This window comes from Mycobacterium sp. (genome assembly GCF_035633495.1).
Lineage (GTDB): Bacteria > Actinomycetota > Actinomycetes > Mycobacteriales > Mycobacteriaceae > Mycobacterium.
Genome location: NZ_DASQEU010000180.1, coordinates 34347 through 58806 on the forward strand (window position 1 = coordinate 34347; position 24460 = coordinate 58806).

22 protein-coding genes and 3 pseudogenes are annotated in these 24460 nt (G+C 67.0%); 13 read left to right on the forward strand and 12 right to left on the reverse strand.

Annotation, left to right across the window (positions count from 1 at the left end; translation table 11 throughout):
* Positions 1 to 4: 4 nt before the first annotated feature.
* Both VET27_RS25905 and VET27_RS25910 read right to left on the reverse strand, forming a co-directional pair.
* Positions 5 to 508 (reverse strand): GNAT family N-acetyltransferase, encoded by a 504-nt coding sequence (locus VET27_RS25905; RefSeq protein WP_526522816.1) that lies wholly within the window; start codon positions 506 to 508, stop codon positions 5 to 7.
* Positions 509 to 795: 287 nt separating this feature from the next.
* On the reverse strand, positions 796 to 1248 hold the full coding sequence (locus VET27_RS25910) for a lipoprotein LpqH (protein WP_526522818.1): 453 nt from the start codon (positions 1246 to 1248) through the stop codon (positions 796 to 798).
* Between the two features lie 201 nt (positions 1249 to 1449).
* Between VET27_RS25910 and VET27_RS25915 the strand changes: the two genes are divergently transcribed.
* The 4 genes and pseudogenes from VET27_RS25915 to VET27_RS25930 form a co-directional block, all read left to right on the forward strand.
* On the forward strand, positions 1450 to 2349 hold the full coding sequence (locus tag VET27_RS25915) for an alpha/beta fold hydrolase (RefSeq protein WP_526522820.1): 900 nt from the start codon (positions 1450 to 1452) through the stop codon (positions 2347 to 2349).
* Positions 2350 to 2396: 47 nt separating this feature from the next.
* Positions 2397 to 3629 (forward strand): tRNA guanosine(34) transglycosylase Tgt, encoded by a 1233-nt coding sequence (tgt, locus tag VET27_RS25920; RefSeq protein ID WP_526522822.1) that lies wholly within the window; start codon positions 2397 to 2399, stop codon positions 3627 to 3629.
* Positions 3630 to 3673: 44 nt separating this feature from the next.
* Positions 3674 to 4847, forward strand: a pseudogene (locus VET27_RS25925) (cytochrome P450).
* Positions 4848 to 4921: 74 nt separating this feature from the next.
* Positions 4922 to 6163 (forward strand): annotated as a pseudogene (locus VET27_RS25930) (acetyl-CoA hydrolase/transferase family protein); the annotation flags it as partial.
* Between the two features lie 83 nt (positions 6164 to 6246).
* Here VET27_RS25930 and VET27_RS25935 read toward each other — a convergent pair.
* The gene (locus VET27_RS25935; RefSeq protein ID WP_526522824.1) at positions 6247 to 7617 is read right to left on the reverse strand and encodes a flavin monoamine oxidase family protein; all 1371 of its coding nucleotides are present in this window, start codon (positions 7615 to 7617) and stop codon (positions 6247 to 6249) included.
* A gap of 116 nt (positions 7618 to 7733) precedes the next feature.
* Here VET27_RS25935 and hpnE point away from each other — a divergent pair, with 116 nt between their 5' ends.
* The gene (gene hpnE, locus VET27_RS25940) at positions 7734 to 9083 is read left to right on the forward strand and encodes a hydroxysqualene dehydroxylase HpnE (RefSeq protein ID WP_526522826.1); all 1350 of its coding nucleotides are present in this window, start codon (positions 7734 to 7736) and stop codon (positions 9081 to 9083) included.
* Positions 9084 to 9238: 155 nt separating this feature from the next.
* Here hpnE and gluQRS read toward each other — a convergent pair whose 3' ends face one another.
* From gluQRS to VET27_RS25975, 7 genes are all read right to left on the reverse strand, one after another.
* The gene (gene gluQRS / locus VET27_RS25945) at positions 9239 to 10111 is read right to left on the reverse strand and encodes a tRNA glutamyl-Q(34) synthetase GluQRS (protein ID WP_526522827.1); all 873 of its coding nucleotides are present in this window, start codon (positions 10109 to 10111) and stop codon (positions 9239 to 9241) included.
* 9 nt (positions 10112 to 10120) lie between these two features.
* The gene (locus tag VET27_RS25950) at positions 10121 to 10765 is read right to left on the reverse strand and encodes an MBL fold metallo-hydrolase (RefSeq protein WP_526522829.1); all 645 of its coding nucleotides are present in this window, start codon (positions 10763 to 10765) and stop codon (positions 10121 to 10123) included.
* Positions 10766 to 10818: 53 nt separating this feature from the next.
* A complete protein-coding gene (locus VET27_RS25955) occupies positions 10819 to 11913 on the reverse strand; it encodes an agmatinase family protein (protein ID WP_526522831.1) in 1095 nt (364 codons plus the stop codon).
* Positions 11914 to 12005: 92 nt separating this feature from the next.
* Entirely contained in the window at positions 12006 to 12788 is a 783-nt protein-coding gene (locus VET27_RS25960) for a GntR family transcriptional regulator (protein WP_526522833.1), read from the reverse strand.
* Positions 12789 to 12839: 51 nt separating this feature from the next.
* Positions 12840 to 13619 (reverse strand): 3-oxoacyl-ACP reductase FabG, encoded by a 780-nt coding sequence (gene fabG, locus VET27_RS25965; RefSeq protein WP_526522835.1) that lies wholly within the window; start codon positions 13617 to 13619, stop codon positions 12840 to 12842.
* 25 nt (positions 13620 to 13644) lie between these two features.
* A complete protein-coding gene (locus tag VET27_RS25970; RefSeq protein WP_526522837.1) occupies positions 13645 to 14649 on the reverse strand; it encodes a phosphotransferase enzyme family protein in 1005 nt (334 codons plus the stop codon).
* A 2-nt stretch (positions 14650 to 14651) separates the two neighbouring features.
* On the reverse strand, positions 14652 to 15923 hold the full coding sequence (locus VET27_RS25975) for a class-III pyridoxal-phosphate-dependent aminotransferase (protein WP_526522839.1): 1272 nt from the start codon (positions 15921 to 15923) through the stop codon (positions 14652 to 14654).
* A 195-nt stretch (positions 15924 to 16118) separates the two neighbouring features.
* Here VET27_RS25975 and VET27_RS25980 point away from each other — a divergent pair, with 195 nt between their 5' ends.
* Genes VET27_RS25980 through VET27_RS25990 form a run of 3 tightly spaced genes read left to right on the forward strand, consistent with a single transcriptional unit; the run spans position 16119 to position 20397 of the window.
* On the forward strand, positions 16119 to 18347 hold the full coding sequence (locus VET27_RS25980; RefSeq protein ID WP_526522868.1) for a propanediol/glycerol family dehydratase large subunit: 2229 nt from the start codon (positions 16119 to 16121) through the stop codon (positions 18345 to 18347).
* Positions 18347 to 18682, forward strand: a complete 336-nt coding sequence (locus tag VET27_RS25985; protein ID WP_526522841.1) for a diol dehydratase small subunit — start codon at positions 18347 to 18349, stop codon at positions 18680 to 18682. The genes VET27_RS25980 and VET27_RS25985 overlap by 1 nt, the downstream gene beginning before the upstream one ends.
* A 5-nt stretch (positions 18683 to 18687) precedes the next feature.
* Positions 18688 to 20397, forward strand: a complete 1710-nt coding sequence (locus VET27_RS25990; RefSeq protein ID WP_526522870.1) for a diol dehydratase reactivase ATPase-like domain-containing protein — start codon at positions 18688 to 18690, stop codon at positions 20395 to 20397.
* 152 nt (positions 20398 to 20549) lie between these two features.
* On the opposite strand, the gene VET27_RS25995 is transcribed toward VET27_RS25990, so the two are convergent.
* On the reverse strand, positions 20550 to 21620 hold the full coding sequence (locus VET27_RS25995) for an ATP-dependent DNA ligase (protein ID WP_526522843.1): 1071 nt from the start codon (positions 21618 to 21620) through the stop codon (positions 20550 to 20552).
* 78 nt (positions 21621 to 21698) lie between these two features.
* Between VET27_RS25995 and VET27_RS26000 the strand changes: the two are divergent.
* From VET27_RS26000 to VET27_RS26020, 5 genes and pseudogenes are all read left to right on the forward strand, one after another.
* A pseudogene (locus VET27_RS26000) lies at positions 21699 to 21814 on the forward strand (ATP-dependent DNA ligase); the annotation flags it as partial.
* Between the two features lie 496 nt (positions 21815 to 22310).
* Complete coding sequence (locus VET27_RS26005; RefSeq protein ID WP_526522845.1) at positions 22311 to 22709, forward strand: PPOX class F420-dependent oxidoreductase; 399 nt, start codon at positions 22311 to 22313, stop codon at positions 22707 to 22709.
* A gap of 136 nt (positions 22710 to 22845) precedes the next feature.
* Entirely contained in the window at positions 22846 to 23451 is a 606-nt protein-coding gene (locus VET27_RS26010) for a TIGR03086 family metal-binding protein (RefSeq protein ID WP_526522847.1), read from the forward strand.
* Positions 23448 to 23849 carry a transposase gene (locus tag VET27_RS26015; protein WP_526522849.1) on the forward strand — a complete coding sequence of 134 codons (402 nt, stop codon included), beginning with the start codon at positions 23448 to 23450 and terminating at the stop codon, positions 23847 to 23849. Before VET27_RS26010 ends, VET27_RS26015 begins: the two co-directional genes overlap by 4 nt.
* A 38-nt stretch (positions 23850 to 23887) precedes the next feature.
* The gene (locus tag VET27_RS26020) at positions 23888 to 24079 is read left to right on the forward strand and encodes a hypothetical protein (RefSeq protein ID WP_526522851.1); all 192 of its coding nucleotides are present in this window, start codon (positions 23888 to 23890) and stop codon (positions 24077 to 24079) included.
* Between the two features lie 246 nt (positions 24080 to 24325).
* On the opposite strand, the gene VET27_RS26025 is transcribed toward VET27_RS26020, so the two are convergent.
* Positions 24326 to 24460: hypothetical protein (locus tag VET27_RS26025; protein ID WP_526522872.1), on the reverse strand; the 135-nt coding region annotated here is incomplete at its 5' end.

Below are 24460 nucleotides of genomic sequence, written 5' to 3' on the forward strand. Positions count from 1 at the left end.
GTTATCAACGTGGCCGGGGTTCTGCGCGTCCCGCGGGAGGGTCGGAGGCGCCGGCGCTCAGCACCTTGGTGAAGAACACCCGGTGATACCCGTCCTGAACGCCGCGGCCCGTCTCGTGAAAGCCGCGCCGGGGATAGAACTCGAGGTTCTCCATCATCGCCTCGTTGGTGCACAGTCGGATCTCGGGCAGGCCCAGTTCGCGTGCGTCTCGTTCGGCCCGTTCGAGGAGGGCACCCCCGTGGCCGCCGCCCTGCGCGGTGGGCGCGACGGCGATGCTGTCGACCAGCAGATGATCGGCTTCGGCCTGTGTGACGAGGAAGCCGACCACCTCGCGTCCGTCCTCGACGACCCAAACCCGTGACGTCTGAAGCAGTTCGGCGTAGTCGGCGGTCATCGGTGAAGGCGGTCTACCGATCCTGTCGACGTACTTGCCGAAGGCCGCCAGGATCAGTCGGTTGATCCCGTCGACGTCTCCGTCGGTCGCCCTCCTGAGGCACGCCCCGCTCATGTGGCGACACTAGGCCGCCGCGGCAATGCCTGCCCCGCGCGTCCAGAGCTTCTTCGGCATCCGATGCTTTGCCACGGCCAACCCCCGAACAGCGTGCTGGCAACTCGGTCGTTACGCCGCGGGGGTGTTCCAAGGCGGAATCGATAGCCCACGTCCGACGGCGACGAAGTTTGCTGGTTGCATCGTCCCCGGGTGTCGGTCGATCAAACGACACCTCAGTGGCCAACGGCGGCGTCCCTTGCGGAACGCCGCCGTCCGCTCGATACCCTTGACTGGTGCGCCGCGAACTACGGGCAGGTGAAATCCAGTTCGAAGGGCTTCTTGGCCGGCTGCATCGGGTTGGCCATGTCGACACCCACGGCGTTACCGGTGATCTTGTAGGACTTGCCGTCCTTCGTGGCCGTGGCGTCGCCCTGGCCGCCGCCGACCGCGAGGGTGATGCCGTTGACGTTGCCGAGGGCGACGGAGGTGACGGTGGGCGAGTCGCCATCGCTGATGACGGCGGCGATTCCGGTCATGGCCTCGCCGATGGCGACGTTCACGTTCCCGCCGACGGTCGCGCACACGACGGAGCCGCCGACGTCCTTGGGCTGACCGTCGATGGTCACGGTGGTGCCCGTGCTCGCCGCGGCACTCGACGGGGATGATCCCGACGAAGACTTGTCTCCCGACGAACAGCCCGCCAGACCGGCGACGACGATCGCGGTGCCACCTACGGCAACCAGCAAACTCTGCTTCACCACTGTTCTCCTTCTGTCCGTGCGACCCGTCAAGATCAGCGGATCGTCCAAGGCAGTATGGGGTGCCGCCTACCAGCGGACATGGGATTTCGCGAAATACTTCCTCCGGATCTGCTGGCAATCGCGTGGCCGGCACCCGCAGTTTTGGGGAGGGGGACGATCGCGCGAACTGAGCAAGCGCCCGGCGGTAGATTCACGATCATGGAGTCCTTGCGCACCCCGGAAGATCGATTTGCTGACTTGCCGGATTTTCCGTACTCGCCCCGCTATTGCGACGTCGACGACGGGGACGGCGGACACCTTCGGGTCGGGTGGGTGGAAGACGGTCCCGCCGAGGCCGATCCGGTGTTGCTGCTTCACGGCGAACCGACCTGGTCGTACCTGTACCGGCGGATGATCCCCATCCTGGCCGCTGCCGGTCACCGCGTGATCTGTCCCGATCTGGTCGGCTTCGGCCGCTCGGACAAGCCCACGGGCATCGGTGACCATACCTACGCGCGACACGTCGAGTGGATGCGCGCCGTCGCCTTCGACGAACTCGACTTGCGGCGCGTCACCCTCGTCGGTCAGGACTGGGGCGGTCTGATCGGGTTGCGCCTCGCGGCCGAGCATCCCGACCGGTTCGCGCGGATCGTCGTCGCCAACACGGGTCTGCCGACGGGTGACCTGCCGATGCCCGACATCTGGTGGAAGTTCCGCAAGGCGATCCAGGGGATGCCCGAGATCGAGGTCGGGCGGTTCGTCCAGTCTGGCTGCAAGCGACCGATGAGTGACGCGGTGCGCGCCGCATACGACGCACCGTTCCCCGACGATTCGTACTGTGCGGGCCCGCGCGCGATGCCGGGTCTGGTGCCGACATCGCCGGACGACCCCGCGAGCGCAGCCAACCGCGCCGCGTGGAAGACGTTGTGCGACAGTACGACCCCGATGTTGGTGGCCTTCAGTGACGGTGATCCGATCACGGGTGCGATGAGGCCGATCTTCATCAGTCAGATGCGGGGTGCGCAGGGGATCGAGCACCCCGTGATCCACGACGCCGGGCACTTCCTTCAAGAGGACGCAGGCGAAGAGCTCGCCGCGGCGATCGCGGGCTTCCTCTGAACGTGCCGCCGGTCAGCAGCGCACGCATGATGTGAGAATCTACAGCGGTGAGCACCCCGTCCCAGGAATTCTTCGAGGTCGAGGCTGAACTGCCGGGACGATCCGGGCGAGCCGGCGTCATCCACACCCCACACGGCGACATCCACACACCCGCGTTCATTGCGGTCGGCACGGCGGCGACCGTCAAGGCCGTGCTGCCCGAGTCCATGAAGGACGTTGGTGCGCAGGCAGTTCTGGCCAACGCCTATCACCTGTACCTGCAACCCGGACCCGACGTCGTCGACGGGGCGGGCGGGCTCGGTGCCTTCATGAACTGGCCCGGCCCGACGTTCACCGACAGCGGCGGCTTTCAGGTGCTCTCCCTCGGCGTCGGATTCAAGAAGGTGTTGTCGATGGACGCCGGGCGCGTCCAGGCCGACGACGTGATCGCCGAAGGCAAGGAGCGGTTGGCCCACGTCGACGACGACGGCGTGACATTCCGGTCGCACACGGACGGCTCCACCCACCGCTTCACTCCCGAGGTGGCGATCGGTATCCAGCATCAGCTCGGTGCGGACGTCATCTTCGCGTTCGACGAGCTCACCACCCTCATGAACACCCGTGGCTACCAGGAGAGTTCGGTGCGGCGCACCCACGACTGGGCGGTGCGATGCCTCGCCGAACACCGTCGGCTCAGCGTGGAACGGGCCGACAAGCCACCGCAGGCGCTGTTCGGCGTCGTGCAGGGCGCACAGTATGAGGACCTCCGACGGCAGGCGTCTCGCGGGCTGACCGAGATCGTGGACGCCCACGGCCGCGGCTTCGACGGCTACGGCATCGGCGGTGCGCTCGAGAAACAGAATCTGGCGACCATCGTCGGCTGGTGCACCGACGAGCTGCCCGACGACAAGCCCCGCCACCTGCTCGGCATCAGCGAGCCCGACGACCTGTTCGCCGCCGTCGCCGCCGGTGCGGACACGTTCGACTGCGTATCGCCCTCACGGGTGGCCCGCAACGCCGCGGTGTATTCGGCGACGGGCCGCTACAACATCACCGGTGCGCGCTACAGGCGCGACTTCACGCCCATCGACGCCGAATGCGACTGCTACACGTGCGCCAACTACACGCGCGCCTACATCCACCACCTCTTCAAGGCGAAGGAGATGTTGTCCTCGACGCTGTGCACGATTCACAACGAGCGGTTCGTGATCCGTCTGGTGGATGAGATCCGGGCCGCCATCATTGCGGGCGAATTCGACGAACTCCGTGAGCACGTGCTTGGGCGTTACTACAGCTCTTAGACAGTCTTCAGTGACATCTTCTTCAACGCGTGCACAATAAGTGCATGACCACCACAGCGGAATCGCAAGGGTTGTTGGTGCAGCTGCTCGACCCGTCGAACCGCGCCGAACCCTATCCCGTCTACCGGCAGATCCTGGAACGCGGGCCGATGCTGTTGCCCGAGGCCAACCTCGTCGTCTTCTCGTCGTCCTAGGATTGCGGAGACGTGCTGCGGCATCCGTCGTCGGCGAGTGATCGGTTGAAGTCCAACGTCGCCCAGCGCGAGATCGCGAAGGGGGCCGAGCCGCGGCCGTTCGGACAGCCCGGGTTCCTGTTCCTCGACCCGCACGACCACACCCGGCTGCGGAAGCTGGCACAGCAGGCGTTCGCACCCAGGCGGGTCAAGGCGCTCGAGGCCGACATCACCGCCATGGTCGATTCGCTACTCGACGAGGTGGCAGAGGCCGGTCAGTTCGACGTCATCGCCGACCTCGCGTATCCACTGCCCGTCGCCGTGATCTGCCGGATGCTCGGCGTGCCGATCGAGGACGAGCCGGAGTTCAGCAGGGCCTCGGCACTGCTCGCGCAGGGACTCGACCCGTTCATCACGATCACCGGTGACGTTCCCGACAGCTTCCGCGCGCGCATGGAGGCGGGGCGTTGGCTGCGCGGGTATCTCGCGGGACTCGTCGAGGAGCGGCGGGCCGCCCCCCGCGAGGACCTGATCTCAGCCCTGATCGCGGCCGAGGAAGACGGCGATCAGTTGACCACCGAGGAGATCGTCGCCACCTGCAACCTGTTGCTGATCGCGGGGCACGAGACCACCGTCAACCTGATCGCAAATGCGATCCTGGCGATGCTGCGCCAGCCGCAGTACTGGGCCGCCCTCGGCGGTGATCCCGAGCGTGCGTCGACGATCATCGAGGAGACGCTGCGGTACGACCCGCCGGTGCAGCTGGCCGGACGCACGGCCGCCGAGGAGATGACGATCGGTGACGTCGTCGTGCCAAAGGGGGACACCATGATGCTGCTTCTGGCTGCCGCGCAACGCGATCCGGCACCTGGCGTTCGGCCATGGCGTGCACTTCTGTCTGGGTGCACCCCTTGCCCGGTTGGAGGCGAGGGTCGCCCTCTCGGCGGTGACCGCACGCTTCCCGAACGCGACGCTGGCCGGCGAGCCCGTGTACAAGCCGAACCTGACGCTGCGCGGGATGGCCTCACTACCCGTCACCCTGTAGCGATTTCGGCGCGCTAACGTTCGCTGGGCGACAGTTAGCGCGCCGAAATCGCGTGGCGGGATAGGGTCGCGCCCATGCCACAGGAGCTCACCGCCGAGCAGGCCGCCGCCCGTCTCGAACCCGAAGACGCGCTAGGCATGCCGCTCGGCCCCGGCCAACCGCCGGCGTTCCTGCGTGCGCTCGGCGAGCGCGAGGACTGGGCGGAGCTGCGGGTGTACGGCGCACTGCTCGCGGTCGGCACCGAACTCTTCTCGCGGCCCGGCGTCCACTACCTGTCGGGCTTCTTCGGGCCGCTGCTCGAACGACAGGCGCCGCGGGTGATGACGACTGTCGCGACCCCGCCCGACGCCGACGGCTGGTGCTCCCTGTCTCTGCATGCGGGTGGCACGGTTAGCGAGTTGCGCCGCGCGGGCGCCGACCCCGGTCGGCTGCTCGTCGTCGAGGTATCGGACTCGTACCCAAGAACATTCGGACATGGTGCTGACTATCGCCACGCGCTGCACGTGGACCAGATCGACGTCCTGGTGCACTCGACCGACGCACCGCTCGCGCTGCCGGGAGGCGACGCGGCGCCCACCGACGTCGACCAGGCGATCGCCCGCCACGCCGCCGGCTTGATCCCGTCGGGCGCGACGCTGCAGACGGGCATCGGTTCCATCCCCAACCAGATTGCGGTGCTCCTGGCCGAGGGCGACGGCGGCGACTACGGGTTGCACAGTGAGATGTTCACCGACGGCTGCATGAAGCTGCATGACGCCGGCAAGATCATCAACGGCTTCAAGGGTCAGTACGACGGCGTGAGCGTGACGACGTTCGCATTCGGGTCGACGGAACTCTATGGCTGGTTGGACGGCAACACCGACGTCGCGTTCCTGCCGGTGGAGGTCGTCAACTCGCCGGAGGTGATAGGCGCCAACAACGACATGATCTCGATCAACGGCGCGCTCGCGATCGACATCCACGGCCAGGTCGTCGCCGACACGATCGCCGGCGACCAGTTCAGCGGTATCGGAGGTGCCGAGGACTTCGTGGCAGGCGCCGCGCTCGAACTGTCCGACCGCTCGCTGATCTGTCTGCCCTCGACGTTCTCCAAGGACGGCGAACTTCAGTCGCGGATCGTGGCGTGGTTCGGCCCCGGCGCGGTGATCACCACGCCGCGGCACCAGGTCGACGTGATCGTCACGGAGTACGGCGTCGCCGAACTAGAAGGCGAGACCGTCCACGGGCGCGGAGAGGCGCTTGCGGCGATCGCACACCCGCAGTTCCGGGACGAGCTGCTGGCGGCCGCGGAGCGCGCATCGACGGGCCGCTCACCCGGCGAAGAGCGGTCCCTCCCTTCGCGATTTCGGCGCGGAAACTGTCGCATACCGAACGGAAGCGCGCCGAAATCGCGAGGAGATCAGGATAATTCGGCGATGATCGCCTGCGCCGCCCGCTCGCCCGCCTCGACGGCACCCTCCATGTACGCACTCCAGTGGGTGGCCGTATCAGTTGACGCCCAATGGATCACGCCGATCGGCGCCGCCAGTGCAGGACCGTAGGTGGTCCACACGTGAGGGCCGTGGTTGGCGTTGTAACAGCCGCGGGTCCACTGCCGATCCGACCACTCCCCGTCGACGTAGAACTCGGGTTTCGCGGCTTTGGCGCCGAAGTGGCGCACCAGCTCTGCCGTCAGAGCCGTCCGGCGCTCGTCCTCGGGAAGCCGCCCGAACGTGCGCGCCTGATCGCCTTCCAGGAACATCAGGATCACGCCGTGATCGTCGCCGGGAATGCACGAGTCGTTGGACATCCGGGCCGGGCCGACGTCGGAGATGAGTTGACCGTTGAAACCGTCGGCGCGCCAGAAGGGTTCGCCGTAGACGAAGAACGCCTTCATGGCCGAGCCGTTGGGCAACCGCTGCGTGAGCTGATCCCGAATGCCGGACAGTGGCGGGTCGTACATGATGCGTCCGGCGAGGGTGGGTGAGATGGCAACGATGACTCTGCGGCCGCGAGCCACCAGACCGCCTCGGCAGTGCACCGCGACGCTGTCCGCGGTGTGTTCGATGAGCTGCACCGGGGCCTCGAGCACGATGTGGTCGGTGATCAGGGCAGCGAGTCGGCGCGGGATCTCGCTGGCGCCGCCGACGAAGCGCGTGGTCTGGGCACCGCCCTCGGACTCCGCGAAGATCTCGGACGTCACTCCGCAGGTCTGGATGGTGAACAACAGGTGCAGGAACGACACCTCAACGGTCGGAACCGCGAGGATGCCGACGGTGCAGATCTCGAGGAGCGTCCGGGCGATGGGCGAAAGTCCCTGCGCGTCATACCAAGTGCCCGCGCTGATGACATCCCATTCGTCAGCCCGGGGAGCCAGCCACGGCGCTTCGACGGGCACGTCCGCGGCCAGCTCGTCCAGACGCCGCAGCACACTCTCGAGTTCCGCCAGCTCGCTCTCGAAGCGAGCCTGAAACGCGTTCTCGCGCGCGACGCCGGAGCCGTCGAGGTCGTACGACGTCTCGCCCTCGTCATACTGGGGAAAAGTCTCCACCCCGAGCTCGGCGGCCAGTCGGAACATCCGCTCGTGCGTGTCGCCGATCCACTGTGCCCCGATGTCGACCGTCACCCCCGCCAACACCTCCTCGGTGAGAATGCGTCCGCCGACGCGCTCGTCCGCCTCCAGGATCAGCGGCACCAGTCCGGCTTCGAGCAGCTTTCGGGCGGCGATCATCCCCGAGAGGCCCGCACCCACCACGACGACGTCGGCTTCGACCGTTCTTGGCTGTGACATCCCCTCAGCTTGGCCGCGAAACGGGATTACCGCCAGGCTTTTCCGCCGATCAGCGTGGCGGTAATCCACGTTCGGCGATATCGGGTGAGGGCCTCCGCGGAGCGTAGGTTGGGCGAATGGGCGACGACGGGCGACGATACGTGGTCATCGGCGGCGGGTTGGCCGGCCTGGCCTCCGCGGTGTGGCTGGCCGAGGCGGGCAAGGACGTCACCCTCCTCGAGCGGCGAGGTCAACTCGGCGGGCGTACCCACGCGATGCGGGCCGAGCAGGTCGACGATCTGCCGGACAACGGGCAGCACGTCATCGCCAGCGGCTACGAGCACCTCTTCCGTTATCTCACCAGCGTCGGTACGCGTCAGTTCGTCGCGTTTCCGAAGACTTCGACGCTTCGCTGGCCCGACGGCCGCAACGTGTCCGTTCAGACGACCGGACTTGGCGCACTGCGGACGCTGTTCGGCGTCCATCCCGACGCCAGCCTGGTCGATCGGCTCCGGGCTGCCCGCGCGACCCTGCGGCTGGGCTGGCAAGCCCTTTACCAGCCCGCCGATCTGGCCGACCTCACCACCGAGCAGTGGCTTGAACGAGTCGACATGCCCGCCCACGCGCGAGAAGCATTGTGGGACTGGCTCGCCCTGGGCATCGCGGCCGAGCCGGTGACGCAGGGGTCTGCCAAGGTGTTCGCCAGTGTGATGGCCACCGGAGTCCGGATGGGCATGAAACACCGGACGCCCGTCACGATCGGCTACCCCACCGTCGACCTCGACACCCTCTTCGTCTCGGGGGCGATCAGAGTCTTCTCCGAACGCGGTGTCCGAGTGCGGTACCGGGCAGTGGCACAACGGATTCAGATCTGCGACGGCGCGGTCACCGGCGTGCTTCTCAACGACGGGACGACTGTGCCTGCCGATGCCGTCGTATGCGCCGTGCCCAACTCCAACATCGGCGGACTACTCGACGAGCTGCCGGAGCACGGCGAAATCTATTCTGCAGCCGACAAATTGGGCTATACGCCAATCGTCAGCACCAATCTGTACCTGGATCGTCCGCTCGGCACCGAGTCGGCCTTCGAGGGGCTGATCGGCGGGACGGGCGTCATCGACGAGGTCTTCGACCGGCAGATCATGCATGGCAGAAGCACCGACCGCGGATGGCTCTACTGCCTGACCACGAGCGGCGCTTACGCGCAGATTCACATGACGGGTGACGACATCGTCACCGAACAGATGGCGCTGCTTCGTCGTTACTACCCGGCCGCCGCCGACGCCAGAGTGGTCGAGGCGCAGGTGGTCAAGATGCCGAAGGCCACCTTCTCCCAGGTCGTCGGCATGGATTCCCTCCGTCCTCCACAACGCACTTCGGTGCCCTCCCTCGTGCTGGCAGGTGACTGGACCGCCACCGACTGGTCGGCCACCATGGAGAGCGCCGTCCAAAGTGCCTCCAGGGCAGTCGAACTGCTGCTCGCGTAGACCGCGAGCGTGCGCGAACTACGATCGTCGACCGGCGTGTCGGCCGCAGACACGCACGCTCGCGGACAAGGGCACCACCAGCGCGAGTAGGCCCCGCCGTAAGAATAAGTCAGGGCCGGAACCTAGCAAGCACCGACAAGATCGAAGGGTTCTGCTCACCCCGGCTGATAAACCCAGGGTTCTTGCGGCAGCAGCACCGGATCGAACTCGGCGAGCATCCCGTAAAGAGAAGCGGTCCGGAAGCCCAGCGACGCGGCGATCTGCTCCAGCGCTCGCGGCACCCCGATCTGGTCGAGGGTGACGGCGCCATCGCGTTTGGCCAGGCGCTCGCCCTGCGCGTTGAGGACGAGCGGAACGTGCGCATAGACCGGTTGCGGGTATCCCAGCAACGATCCCAGATAGGCCTGCCGCGGCGACGACGACAGCAGGTCGTCGCCTCGGACCACCTGGTCGACGCCGTTCGCCGCATCGTCGACGACGACCGCGAGGTTGTAGGCGGGCACACCGTCGCCGCGGCGCAGCACCAGGTCGTCGACGACGCCGGTGTAGCTGCCCTGCAGCGCGTCGGTGACGGTGAACTCGTCGACGTCCGATCTCAGCCGCAACGCGGGAGCTCGGCCCGAGGTTCGTCGGGCGGCGCGCTCGGCGTCGGTGAGGTCGCGACACGTACCGGGGTATGCGCCCTCGGGGGCATGAGGTGCCCGTGGCGCCTGCTGGATGTCCTTTCTGCTGCAATGACATTCGTAGGTGAGCCCGCGACTGACAAGGTCGTCGATCACCGCGTCGTAACGCGACTCGTGGGCCGTCTGATACTCCGGTGGCTCGTCCCACTCGAGGCCAACCGCGGCCAGGTCGCGGAGTTGACGTTCGGCCACGTCGTCGAACGTGCGGTCGTCGAGGTCCTCGACGCGGATCAGGAAGCGGCGGTCCGTCGACTTGGCGAAGAGCCACGCCAGTAAAGCCGTGCGTACGTTGCCGATGTGCAGGTCGGCCGAAGGACTTGGCGCGAACCGGCCTGCGGGTCTCATGGCCGTAATCTAGGCGACCTCGGCCAATCGCGAGCATGCCTGCTGCACACACTCTGCCCAATGGCCGCCGCCGGGCACGTGGACGGCGGTTTCGCCTGGAAAGGCGCTGGAGATCACCAGGTCGGGTCGCAGCGTGCCCAGGAGACGCAGGCTGTCCGCGAGGGGACCGGCCTCGCTGATTGGCGGGATGTGGCCTGCCACCCAATCGCCATCGGCGCCAAGCATTATCGTGTCGCCGGTGAACAGGTAGCACTGCCCGTTGGCGCCGGGCACAAGATAGCTGGTGCTGCCGGGGGAGTGGCCCGGCGTGGGGATCACCTCGATGCCGTTGGTATCGACGTGCCTGCTCGCCAGCGGTACGTGGACATGCGCGTGCTGACCGATCTCGAGCAATTCGGCGGCGGGGGCATGCAGTCGCGCGCCGAAGCGATCCTGGATGCGACTCAGCATGGGCCCTGCCTCGTCGCGGTGCGAGAGATATTGGTGGGCAACGCCTCCCAGACCTTCGATGGCGTCAAAGTCGGCGTCGGTCTGCGTCCCGTAGAACAGCACGTTGCCTTCGGGTCCACCCGTCCAGAGGTAGGCGTGGGTGGTCAGGCCGGGGTAGGGGCGGTCGACGCGCGCTTCCCACAGATCGGTGCGAATGGGTCGCATGGGTTCCTCCTTGGTAGGTGCAACCCATGGTCAAACATCAACCACACTTGAGGTCAAGGTCTTCCAGCGACATCCGGGTGGACGTAGTCCGGACCGGGTATTCCGGCACGGCGCATCGCGAAGCCGGTGAGGCACTCGAAGATCGCCCGGCGGGCGTTCATCGTCGTGGTGTATCCCGGATCGAGGTGAGGGGCTACTTCCACCACCTCCATTCCGACGACCGGAGTTTCGTGACAGATCCTGCGCAGGGCGGGAAGCAACTCGCGGTTGGTCAAACCCGGCGGTTCTGGTGTACCGGTGCCTGGGGCGAAGGCCGGATCGAGGACGTCGATGTCCAGCGACAGGAACAGGTACTCCGGTCCGTCGAGCGCTTCGGCGATGGCGTCCTCCAGGACCGCGTTGAATCCACGTCGGTCGATCTCTGCCATGTAGTGCGTCCGCAATCCGTTGTCGCGCATCCATGCGAAGAGTTCATCGTCGGGCGAAACGGCACTGCGCAAGCCGATCTGGATGAAGTTCCTGGCAGGAACGTGTTCGTCCTCGATCAGCCGACGAACCGGAGTCCCGTGCGACACCAGGTGCCCGAGAGTTCCGTCAGCACAGTCAGGGTGAGCATCGAAATGGATCACCCCGATCTTGCCGGCTCCATACACGTCGGCGAGCGCCGCGGCGTCTGGCCAGAGGATCGAATGGTCCCCGCCAAGCACGATCGGGATGGCACCAACCTCGGCGATCTCGCGGACCAGCGTGCGAATCGGCTCCATCGACTTTTCGATGCTCATCCCGTCGACCGCGGCATCTCCATAGTCCACCACCGTCAACGTTTCAAATGGCTTCGTCCGGGTGGTGGCGTTGGTCAACATCTCCGGCATGTTCGGCAGAAGTCTCTCATCGGCCCTCAGCGCTCGAGGTCCATAGGCGGCACCTCGGTGTCCGAGAGACATGTCCACGGGTGCACCGACGACGGCTACGTCGACCTTGCCCGCACGAAGGTCCTCCTGATTCAGGCACAGCGGAACACCGAGGAACGTCGCGATGCCGGCAAAGGCCGGCGTGTACTGGTAGCGCCGTAGGCTGATCGGCCCTGGCTCGCGCTTGGGATCATTCGACCGGTCGAACGGCACGTCGAAATCGCCGAAGACGTCCATGGTTGACCTGACCTCTCGTCCCCCGGAATGATTCGGATTGAACGGTAATAGCCGCGGTCGCCAAATATGCGCGTAATCAGATTCTGCAGGCGTCAGCTCGCCTTGGCCCGTACGTCCTGGCTCTGCAGGGCCACCGTCGCGATGGCCGCCGGCGACTGCACCCCGATGCCCCGCCCCGCAACGGTGACGGCCAACCGCGTGCGATCACCGCGGAACAGGTCGCGGGAGAATTCGTACGGCGCGTCTTGCTGGTCGTAGGCGATGCGGGTGATGAGCAGCAGCGCCGAGCGCGGCTTGATGGCCAACAGCGAGGCTTCGTCCGGCGTGGCGTTGACGGCTTCGATCCGCTCGTCCGCCCGGGACGTGACGAGGCAGTAGTCGTTCTCGAGGATTTCGTAGATCGATCCGCCGAGCTGCTTCTCGAGCAGTCCCGGGAATGCCTCGGCGGGAAACTGCGCCAGCTCCAGGGAGATCGGCGACCCGTCCGCGAGGCGGACGCGCTGGATCTCGACGACGAAGTCTCCGGCGCCGATCTTCAAGGCCTTCTGCGTGATGCGGTCCGGCGGGGTGATCTTCGTCGACAGCACGCGGGTCCCGGCGACGTATCCCTGGTTGGCGAGGAAGGCGGGTACTCCGACGACGTCGGACAGGCTGCGCTGCACCTGGGCGTGGCTGATGAAGATGCCGCCCGCGCGGCCGATGGCTCGATGAACCAGGCCGGCCTCCTCCAACGCCGCGAGCATCTGACGCAGGCTGGAGCGGCTGGTGGAGTAGCGCTCGGCGAGATCGCGTTCGCTGCCGAGCTTGGCACCCGGCACACCTGCGTTGATGTCGGCGACGATCCGCCGCCGCAGTTCCTCCGTTGTCTTCGGCAACGCATCGCTCCTCTCCGCGATGTGGTTGAACCAATCCTCGTGGCGCCCGGACTACTGCTCGGCGATCGCCGCCTGGGACTCGGGCAGAATCTGGCCACCGTCCACGACGAGGGACTGGCCCGTGATGTAACCGGCCTCGTCGGTGGCGAAGAAGAGTGCGGCGTTGCCGATGTCCGCCACGGTGCCGAGTCGCCCGGCGGGTACGGCTGCGACCATCTGGTCCATGTACTCCTGGCCCATGTCGATCAGACCCTCGGTGATGATGTTGCCGGGCAGCACGGCGTTGATCGTGATGTTCTTGGGCGCCAACTCCATTGCTGCGGTGCGCATGAACCCGAGTTGCGCGGCCTTGCTGGCGCCGTAATGCGACCACCCTGGATAGCCGGTGATCGGCCCCGTGATCGACGACGTGATGACGACCCGGCCGTGACCGCTGTCGGTCAGCGCCGATAGTGCGGCCTGGACGATGTACACCGTGCCCTTGAAGTTCACGCCGATCACCTCCTCGATGTCCTCGGGCGTGAGATCCTCTAGCCGGCCCGACGGGAAGATGCCCGCGTTGGCGCACACGATGTCAAGCGCACCATGCCTTTTCACCGCCTCGGCGACCACGCGCCGGCAGTCGTCGGGGCTCGTCACGTCGGCGGCCACTCCGGTCACGGTGCCGGGCTTGCCCGCCAGTTCGGCGACGGCAGTGTCGACGTCGGCCTGGTTGCGGCCGGTGATGACGACGTCGACCCCCGCGGCTGCGAACGTCTCGGCGATGCCCCGGCCGATGCCCTTGCTTCCGCCGGTCACGACGGCGGAGCGGCCCTGCAGTGAGTTGAACATGTCGTGATGCCTTTCAGTCGGGGACTCAGGCCAGCCGTCGGCCGTCGAAGCTCAGATAGCGTTCCGCGAGTTCGCAGCTGCCCTTGGCGTACGTAATCGACATCGCCTGCGATTCCTTGGAATGGCTGTGGGAGCCCATCCACGCCAGCAACAGCAGCCTGCGCAGGAGCACGAACGACGGCAACATCGCCTCGTCGGCCGCGGGCAGCGGCCGACGCGTGCGGTAACCCGTGACCCAGGCATTCTGCCACTCGGGCACGGCCGGGTCGTCTTCGAAGAAGGACACCGCCGTGCCGAAATCGTAGAAGTACCAACCGAAGCCGCAGTCGTCGAAGTCGATGACGGTGATGTCGTCCCCATCGACGAGGAGGTTGGCCAGCCGCAGATCGGCGTGGACGAGACCGAAGACCTCGGGTCCCGACCCGTACTCGTGCAGCCGTCGCTCCAGGAGTGCCACGGCCCGATCCAGCACCACGGACTCCGGGGCGCCGACGCCGGTCGCGTCCTGCCAGCGGCCCCAGCGGGGCTGGTCGCCGAGGCTGTGTTGCCAGTCCCAGGAGAACCGACCGAAGCCAGGCGGGCGGACCCATTCCCGCGAGTGGTCGTGCAGGGACGCCGTGATCCGGCCCAGTGTGTGGAAGTCCTCGACGGTCAGTGTCGCCTCGTCGGGCTCGGTGCCTGCGACCATCTCGAAGTGCACGACGTGGCGCGGGGTTCCACGTTGGTCGACCGTCACCACGCGCCGCCCGTCACGTGCCGGAAGCACGGTGGGAACGGTGACCTCGCGGCCGCGCCGCAGAGCATCGAGCCAGTCGAGTTCAGACTCGATCTCGTGTGGGCGGTGGTAGCCCTTGCGGTGCACGCGCAGGATCGACTGCCCGCCGGTCATGGCGTCCTGCACTGCGTAGGTGGCGTTCTCGGAGAGATTCAGCAGACGCAGCGTCGAATCGGGAGGCAGGTCGTATTCCGCGAGAGCGCTCTTGGCGACCTCGACGTCGTCCGCGACGAAGGTGCCTTCTGAATCCCCCATCGTCACCTCCGCTGCGCTGCCGCGGCCGCCTTGCCAACCGCCACGTTCAAGCGTTCCAACACGTCGTCACACAGCTCGCGACTCAGGAGCAATCCCGGTTTGAACTGCAGGACACGGGGATCCAGCGTGGAGAAGATGGCCCAGACGCCGTTCTCGTAGAGCTCGCGCATCACGAACTTGGCGCCCTCGGGGTGGTTGAACTCGAGGCCGATCACCACGCCGTTCTGCCGGATGCCGACGAACCAGTCCGAGTGGTCGGCCTTGATCCGGGCGAGCCCCTCGGCGAAGACCTCGGTGATCGCGTGCACCGAGGATCGGACCTCCGGGCGGCTGGTGATCTCCAACGTCTTGATGGCGGCCACGCAGCCGAGCTCAGCACCGCCGAAGGTCGAGATGTGGGCGAAGCCGTCCTCGTCGAGCCATTGCGCGGCCCGGTCGCCGAGCATGGCCGCGGTGATCGGGTACATGCCGCCCGACAGGCCCTTGCCCGCGACCATGATGTCGGGCTCGATGCCGTGCTTGGTGATGCCCCACATCTCGCCGGTGCGCATCAAGCCCGTCTGCACCTCGTCGGCGATGTAGAGCGCGTCGTAGCGTTCGGTGAGTTCCTTGACCGCTTCGAGGTAACCCGTTGGGGGAAGCGGGAATCCGTAGGTGGCCGGGATGGTCTCCATGATCACGGCGGCGACGTCGCCGCCGGACAGCGCCCGTTCCATGGCGTCGACGTCGCCGAACGGCACCTGCACGAACTCGTCGGGCCGGTCGGAGAGGAACAGCTTGGAGAACCGGTCATCACCGGTGGCGACGGCCAGGCCGGTGTGGCCGTGGTACGCCTTGATGATCGAGACGATCTTGCGACGCTGGGTGGCGTGCCTGGCGCTCTTGAGCGCGATGTCGATCGCCTCACCGCCGCCGGATCCGAAGGCCACCTTGGTGATCGACGCGGCCGCCGAGTCGACCAACCGCTGCGCCAAGGCGGTGCGGGCGACCGACGGGAAGTGGTGGTTGCCGATGTCGAAGTACTGCATGCCGTCGATCAGGGCAGCCATGATCTCGGGATTGCGGTGGCCGAGGTTGTAGGTGCCGCCGTTGAGGTGCATGTCGATCAGTCGCCGACCGCCCATGTCCCACAGGAAGTATCCGTCCCTGCGATCGACGACGAGGTCGACGCCTGCGTCCGTCCAGAACTGCGTCTTGTTCGGGTTCCAGTACTTCTTCGCCTGTTCCAGTACCTGCGCCTTGGACTCGAACGAGAACGTGCCGTAGTCGTGCATGCCGCCCCTCTACTCGGATGGCCTGGCCGTCCAGGTCACCGTAAATGGGCCGACCATTTGTGTCAATGGTTCCAAATTGGTGTTGCCTCCGCGCGCGACGATGAGAGGATGAGGACTCCAGCACGAGGAGGAACCGGCCAATGGATCCCGATGGATGACGTCCACGCGCGTGACGGGGATCTCGACCAGGGGCGGATGCGAATCCTCGACGCGAAAGCGGTGAACCTCGACGGCTTCAGCGTCGCCAACCCGGATCTCGGATTGGTCGCCATGCATAGCCCCTTCGATCCCGAGCCGTCGCTCGTGGTGCGGGACGGCCCGGACGGCAAGGTCGTCGTCGAACTCGACGGCAAGGTGGCCGACGACTTCGACGTGATCGACGAGTTCATCGCACGCTACGGACTGGATCTCGACGTCGCCGAGGAAGCCATGGCGCTGGATGACCAGGTCCTGGCTCGCATGACCGTCGACTTCAACGTGCCCCGCGCGGAGGTGGTGCGCCTGATCGGTGGCATCACGCCCGCCAAACTGGCGCGCGTAGTCGCGGCGCTCTCACCCGTCGAGATGCAGATGGCGATGACCAGGATGCGGGCCAGGAGGACGCCGAGCAATCAGGCGCACGTGACCAACCAGCTCGACGACCCGCTGTTGATCGCGGCCGATGCGGCCAGTGCCGTCGCCTACGGATTCCGTGAGGTCGAGACGACGGTGCCGGTGCTGGGCGATGCGCCTTCCAACGCCGTCGCACTGCTGATCGGCAGCCAGGTCGGCATCCCCGGGGCCATGGCCCAGTGCTCCATCGAAGAGGCGTTGGAACTGCGGCTGGGTCTGCGCGGGCTGACCAGTTACGCCGAGACGATCTCCCTCTACGGCACCGAGCAGGTGTTCGTCGACGGTGACGACACCCCGTTCTCCAAGGCGATCCTGACCTCCGCGTACGCGTCCAGGGGTCTCAAGATGCGAGTGACCAGCGGGGGCGGTGCGGAGGTACTGATGGGGGCTGCCGAGAAGTGCTCCATCCTGTACCTGGAGTCGCGGTGCGTCTCGCTGGCGCGGGCGCTGGGATCCCAGGGCGTGCAGAACGGTGGCATCGACGGCGTCGGCGTGGTCGCCTCGGTGCCCGACGGCATGAAGGAACTGCTCGCCGAGAATCTGATGGTCATGCTGCGCGATCTCGAATCCTGCGCCGGCAACGACAACCTGATCTCCGAATCCGACATCCGTCGCAGCGCGCACACCCTGCCCGTGCTGCTGGCCGGAGCGGACTTCATCTTCTCGGGTTTCGGCTCGATTCCGCGCTACGACAATGCCTTTGCGCTGTCGAACTTCAACTCCGACGACATGGATGACTTCCTCGTGCTGCAACGGGACTGGGGTGTCGACGGCGGTCTGCGGACGGTCCCCGTGGAGCACCTGGCGCGGGTCCGGCGCCGCGCCGCGACGGCCGTGCAAGCGGTGTACCGCGATCTCGGGCTCGCCGACTTCGACGACGACCGGGTCGATGCCGTGGTGGTGGCCAACGGATCTCGCGACCTGACGCCCGGCGACCCGAAGGCCGTCGCCGAGGCGGCCTCGGCGATCGAGGCCAAACAGCTGACCGTCTTCGACGTGATCGCCTCGCTCAAGCGCACCGGCTACGACGAGGAAGCCGAAGCCATCATGCACCTGACCCGGGAACGCCTGCGCGGAGACCAACTTCAGACGTCGGCGATCTTCGACGCGGACATGCGGGTGCTGTCCAAGATCACCGACCCGAACGACTACGCGGGCCCGGGCAGCGGCTACGCACTGACGGCGGAGCGTCGCGCAGAGATCGACGCCATCCGGCAGGCGCGGACGGCTGCTGAACTGACAGCCGACCAGGCCGAGCATCGCGACCACGTCGGGTTCGCCGACGTCGAGACCGCGCGCCAAGGCGGCGATCCCCGCGAAGTGTGCATCGGGCTCTCGCCTGCGCTGGGCCGGACGGTCTGGCTGTCGCTGTGCGGCCTCACGATCGGCGAAGTGCTGCGGCAGATCTCGGCCGGACTCGAGGAGGAGGGCTGCGTGCCGCGCCTGGTGCGGATCCGTTCAACAATCGACGTCGGCCTGATCGGTCTGACCGCCGCCCGCCTGTCGGGGTCGGGGATCGGAATCGGGTTGCAGGGCAAGGGGACCGCCCTCATCCACCGCCGCGATCTGGCGCCGCTGGCGAACTTGGAGCTGTTCAGCGTCGCGCCCCTGTTGACCGCTTCTATGTACCGCGAGCTGGGCAGGAACGCCGCCAGGCACGCCAAGGGGATGGCCCCCGTGCCCATCTTCACCGGCGGCACCGACGAGTCGATCTCCGCCCGCTACCACGCCCGCGCCGTCGCGCTGGTCGCCCTCGAGCGCGAGGCGTGCGAACCGGGTCAGGCGCCCATGACGGTGAAGGTGCAGCGCTGATGTCCGACGAGAAGTTCACGGTCGAGGCCGCCGTCGACGGCAATCTGAGCCTGTCCGATCTTCGGATGAATCCGGCGACGCTGGCTCACCAGGCCGTCGTCGCCGAAGAGGGCGGCAACCCGCAACTGGCCGAGAACTTCTTGCGCGCAGCGGAACTCGCGACGATCGACGACGAGGAAGTGATGCAGCTGTACGAGGCGCTGCGTCCACACCGCTCCACGGCCCAGGAGTTGGAGGCATTGCGCGTATCGCTCGAGACCCGGGGGGCCTCCCGCTGTGCCGAACTGGTGCGTCAGGCCGGCGTCGTCTACTCCAGGCGGGGTCTGTTGCGGTGACGGTCGTGGTAGCCGGGGTGGACGTCGGCAACCACACCACGGAGATCGTCCTGGCGCGCGTCGGTGCGGAGGCGGTGGAACAGGTCGCTCACGGTGAGGGGCCGACGCGTGGACGCAAGGGTTCCACGGAGTCGTTGCAGGGCGCGGCGGCGTTGTTGCACAAGCTCGAAGTCGAGGCGGGCGTCGCGGCCGACGAACTGCTCCTGGCTGCGCTGCGGCCGGTGGACACCGCGACCGCACCGCTGCCACCGCCGTCCTCGCCATCCTCGCCGGTGCGAAGCCTGCGTGCGGTCGACGCCAGCACACCGGCGGGGACCGGCTTCGGGGTGGGCAGGCACCGCCCGCTGAGCAGCCTGCACGGCGACGTAATCGACGGCCCGGCAGTGGTTTCCGTCGACGCGACGACCGACTTCGAAGTGGCGGCCGTGGAGATCGCGGCGGCAGTGGAGCGCGGTTGGGACGTCGTCGGGGTGATCGCCGCGCAGGACGATGCCGTGCTGATCCGCAACCGGATCTCGGTCGACGTGCCGGTCGTCGACGAGGTCGCCCTCGACGGTGTCGCACCGGGGGCGTTGATCGCGGTGGAGGTCGTCGCCGAGGGCCGCGCCTACCGCGCGATGGCCGATCCGATCGCACTCTGCGTCGCCCTCGAACTGGGGCACGACGAGATCCAGCACGTGGCCGAGTTCACGCGCGAGTTGGCGGACTCTCCGGCCATCGCCGTGACCCGCCGCACCGGGCCACCCGATCCGCCTTCGGTCGACGACGACTACGTCGACTGCAGGGTCGACGGACGCGTGGTGCGGTATTCGCCCGCCCAGGCGCACAGCGTGCTGCGGCTCGCACCGCCGGGCACCGTCGTGGAGGTACGTCTGCAGTCGGTTCGAACGGCTCAGGACGGCATCGCCGTAGACGACGCGTTCTTCACCGACCTGTCGTCAATCGACAACGGGGCGTGGCTGCGGCGCGGCGTCGCCGATGCTCGCGGCACCGTCGTCGCGTTGCTGGCCGCGGACCTCGTCGCCGATGCGGCGACGACCCTGCAGGACCTGACCGGCCGCCCGACCCGCACCATCGCCACCGAGCCCGACGCCGCGGCGGTCGGTGCCCGCACGACGCCGGGGCTGCCGCCGGGCACCGTCGTCTGTGACATCGGCGGAGGCACCATCGACCTGATCGGGGTGGACCGGGCGGTGACCGCAGCCGGTGCGGGAGAGGCGATCACGACGGCGGTGGCCAGGGTGCTCGGCATCCCCCGCGCACTGGCGGAGCGCGTCAAGCGGACGCCCGCCCTACGGGTGGAGGGTCCGCACGTCGCGCACGAGGAGGACGGCCGCCGACTGTTCCTGGACAGCCCGGCTCCCGCCGACGCGATCGGTCGGTTGTGCACCCGCGGAAGCGCCGGGCTCGTGCCGTTCTCGAACAAGCTGGCCGCCGAGGAATGGCGCAGTCTGCGGCTCGCGATCAAGCAGGAGACGGTCGCGGCCAACATCGTCCGGTGCATGCGGGCCTTCGAGGACACCCCGCCAGCGCTGGTGCTGGCCGGGGGAGGGGCGCTCGACGATGAACTGCTGCGCACCGTCGCGGAGGCCTTGCGCTCCACGTCCGTGGTGGTGGGGCGGGCGAACATCGACGGACTGCACGGTCCGCGGTTCGCCGTGGCGTCGGGGCTGGTTCACCTCTACGCGGCCGACGCGACCTGGCGGTCCCTCTGAGAGGGACTTGCTCACGCCTAGTGGTTTGGACGTGGCGGGGGCTGGTCCTCGACGCGGGGTGGAGAGGTCCGTCTTTCCAGCGCTTCATACGACTCTCCTCTACCTGGCACTGGATCGGCTGCAGTGACTACCCGGCAGAGCAGAAGCCTGAGTCAGCGCCGGCCGAGTCCCGGGACGATGTCACGAAGGTTGAAGGTCAGCGGCTGCTCGAGCTGGGCGTAGGTGCACGTGCGTGGGTCGCGGTCGGGTCGCCACCGGTTGAATTGGGCGGTGTGACGGAACCTTTCGCCCTCCATGTGGTCGTAGCGGGCCTCGACCACGCGTTCGGGGCGCAGCGGCACGAAGGAGAGGTCCTTGCCTGCGTTCCAGCGCGAGCCCTCGTTCTTCCGGGGCGTGCTTCTTTCCGCTGCATGCGCCGTCCAGTTCCACGGATGCTCGTCGAAAGTGGTTACCAACGGCTGCAATTCGGCGAACAACTGGCGCCGTTTCGCCATCGGGAAGGCGCCGATCACGCCGACCGACGCGAGGGCGCCATCGTCGCGGTACAGCCCGAGCAGAAGCGAGCCGATCGCATCGTCGCCGGACTTGTGCACGCGGTAGCCGGCGACGACGCAGTCGGCGGTCCGTTGGTGCTTGATCTTGTACATGACGCGCTTGTCCGGCTGATAGGTGACCATCAGGGGCTTCGCGATCACGCCGTCGAGGCCGGCGCCCTCGAACTCGTCGAACCATCGCGTGGCAATCGCCAAGTCGGTGGTCGCCGGGGTGACGTGGAAGGTGGGGCCAGAACCCGACAACGCCTCGACGAGCGCGGCCCTGCGCTCGGTGAACGGTCGCCCGGTGTAGTCCTCGTCATCGAGGGCGAGCAGATCGAAGGCGATGAACGAGGCCGGCGTCTGCTCGGCGAGCATGCGCACCCGCGAAGGGGCGGGGTGAAGGCGCAGCTGCAGCGTCTCGAAGTCCAAGCCGTGTTCGCCCGTGATGACGATCTCCCCGTCGATCACGCAGCGGTCCGGCAACTCGGCCGCCGCTGCCGACACCAGCTCGGGGAAGTAGCGAGTGAGAGGTCGCTCGTTGCGGCTGCCCAGCTGAACCTCGTCGCCATCCCGGAAGCAGATGGATCGGAACCCGTCCCACTTCGGCTCATACGAGGCGTCGGGAGGTATCTCGGAAACCGACTTGGCCAGCATCGGTGAGACCGGCGGCATGATGGGCAGCTGCATTGCCTCATTGTCGTCCGGCGACGACCCCTGCGATGACCTCGGCGATGACATTGCCCGGCAACGGCGGTCTACGTGAGTATGGAAAGCGTGGATCTCCCCGTGCAGCCCCCGTCAAGCCGAAGTTGGCCAAGGCGGCCACCAAGGTGCCCGACGATCCCGGGGTGTGGTCGTATGAGCCCAAGTGGGACGGGTTCCTTACCTGAACGAAGTCCTCGCCTACCCCCTCGGCCTCCACGGGCAGGAGCGGATCGCCGTGGAAGTTCGCCCGCTGGGGTGCGAGGCGTCCACGGACGACGCGATGCATCCGCATCCGCATCGACCCGTGAAGCATCCCCGGTTTCATGCACACCTCGTTACCGGTGATCGGTGTGCATTCCGACCTGTCGGTGAGCGTAGTGGCTGGCGTCGGCTTCTGCGGGTGGACGGCGCCTGAGCCTGTGCTCGTTGTACCAGGGCACCCCCGCGGAGGTGATGTTCTCCAGGTCGGCCAGGGTGTGGATCGCCCGGTGCGGAACGGGGAACCCTCGCGCACGCTCATGGTGTTGTAGAGCCCGCTGGTGGTTTCGGCCAGGGCATGTCGAGGGCATCGCCGTCGGTCCCGATGGACGGTGTGAGCCCGGCCAGCATCAGCGTTTCTGCGAAATGTATTGGCCAGTTGCGGCACCCGCACTGTTGCCTATCATTTGGGATGTGGTCAGCGAATTGATAGCCGCACTGGCTGAGCAGCGATTCGTCGCGCTCACCACGTTCAAGCGCAACGGCGAAGGGATCTCGACGCCGATGTGGATCGGTCGCGATGGTGCTGACCTGTTCGTGTGGACACCTGCCGACAGCTGGAAAGTCAAACGGGTGGGCAATGACCCCAGAGTGCTGCTAGCACCCAGCGGCCGCTTCGGCAAGGTGGCCGACGGTGTCGTGCCCGTCGCGGGCACCGCACAGGTGATTACCGATGCCGCGACTGTGGAGCGGCTGCGGGGCGTGATCCAGCGCAAGTACGGCCTGCAGTATCGGATCATCACCACGCTCGAGATGATCGCCGCTCGAGGACGCAAACCGCGGGTCATCCTGCGGATCGCACCATCAGACTGATCCGAGTTCCTCCCAGCCTCGGCACGGGCGAAGACATCAAACCCATAGAACGCCTACGGGTTCACAACTTGCCCGTAGAGAAAACCTGGCCGGGATCTTTCGTGACGCGCGTGCCTGGGACTCTACAATCTGCGGCATGACCGACGGGAGTGCCCGGATCGACATGATGGCCATCGAAGCGATCGATCTACTCATCAACGCCGTGCACCAGACTCCGCCGGAGAGCTGGGGCCAGCCGTCCAACCTCAAGGACTGGAGCGTGCGTGACCTGGTGGGTCACGCCACCGGCAGCGCAGCGAAGAACGTGGCGTTCGTCGAAGACGGGGAGGTCTGGGGCGGTCCCTCCCAGCCGGCTGACTGGGTATGCGAGGACCCGGCGGCGCGGCTTCGTGAGCTGGCTGCCCGACTGCGCGACGCCCTGTCCGGGGCCGACCTGGACGCGATGCGGGCGTCGCAGGAGGGCGAGGTTCCGCTGCGCCGGGCGCTGACCTTTCCCGTCTCTGACGTGGCCCTGCACGGCTGGGACGTACACAGTTCACGAGGCCGGCTGGTCGAGCTGCCTGAGGACCTGCTGGCGCTGTGCCGTGGGCTGGTGGACTCTGTGCCGGAGGATACGCTGAGGCGCCCGGGCGGCTTCGGGCCGGCTCAATGCGCGCCAGAGGACTCGTCGCCCACTGCCCGGCTCATGGCCTTTCTCGGGCGCACAGTCGACGACCAGGGCCGAGTTCTGGCTGCCGATTGAACAACGCAACGGTCTGGAGTCTTCGAGAGCGGAACCGATCAGTCTCATATCTCACCGCGCTGACCCCCGCCAAGGCGACCAGCGCGCTGCGCGGGTTCCGGCCCCGCACCGGTCCGGACCGCGTTCGGGTGGAGCTGGCCAAGGAACTCATCGCCGACGTCCGCCGTTTCGACGACCAGCTCGAGGCGAACGAGAAGAAGATGACGGCACTGCTCGACAAGCACGGCACCAGGTTGCGCGAGATCGACGGCGTCGGACCCGTCCTGGCCGCCCGCCTGCTCGGTCGCACCGGACCAGCGAGCAGGTTCGCCTCGGCCGCGGCGTACGCGAACTACACCGGCACCGCGCCGGTCCAGATCGCCAGCGCCGACGCCTCCCGGCACCGGCTCTCCCGCTAAGGGAACGCCAGCTGATCTCCGCGATTTACACCATCGCGATGATCCAGATCGGGATGCCGGCCAGAACCGGCCGCGCCTACTACGACAAGAAGATCGCCGAAGGCGCATCGCATCGCTACGCCACCCGCGCGCTCAAACGACACCTCGCCGGACACCTCTGCCGACTCATGCTCTTAGACGAAAACCGCGCCACCCGAAAATCTTCGGAAGCAGTCGCAGACGCCTCTTGACAAATAGAGAGGCACCACAGTCCCATTATTCGGGCCGAGATGGCCACGAGGGGTCGTAACGATGTCGACGCGGTCATGGGTCACTTCGCCGAGGACCTTGCGTTGTACGCCGGCCCCTACGCGCCGGTCGCAGGTCGCGACGCGATCCGCAAAACCATGGAGGCATACTTCAGTCGCGGAAAATGTGTAGACCTCGAAATCTATCTCGCAGCGGAATCTGTCAAGGTAATTGAGATTTTTCGGGCTCTACTGACGGATCCGTGGGTGTTTGGTGCGTCCCGGTAGCGCGGGGCGGTGGCCGCCGAGGGCAAGCATGGCCAGGGCCACGAGTGCTTCTGGGGAGCGGAATCCGAAGGCGATTCGGGTCAGTAGCCGGATTTT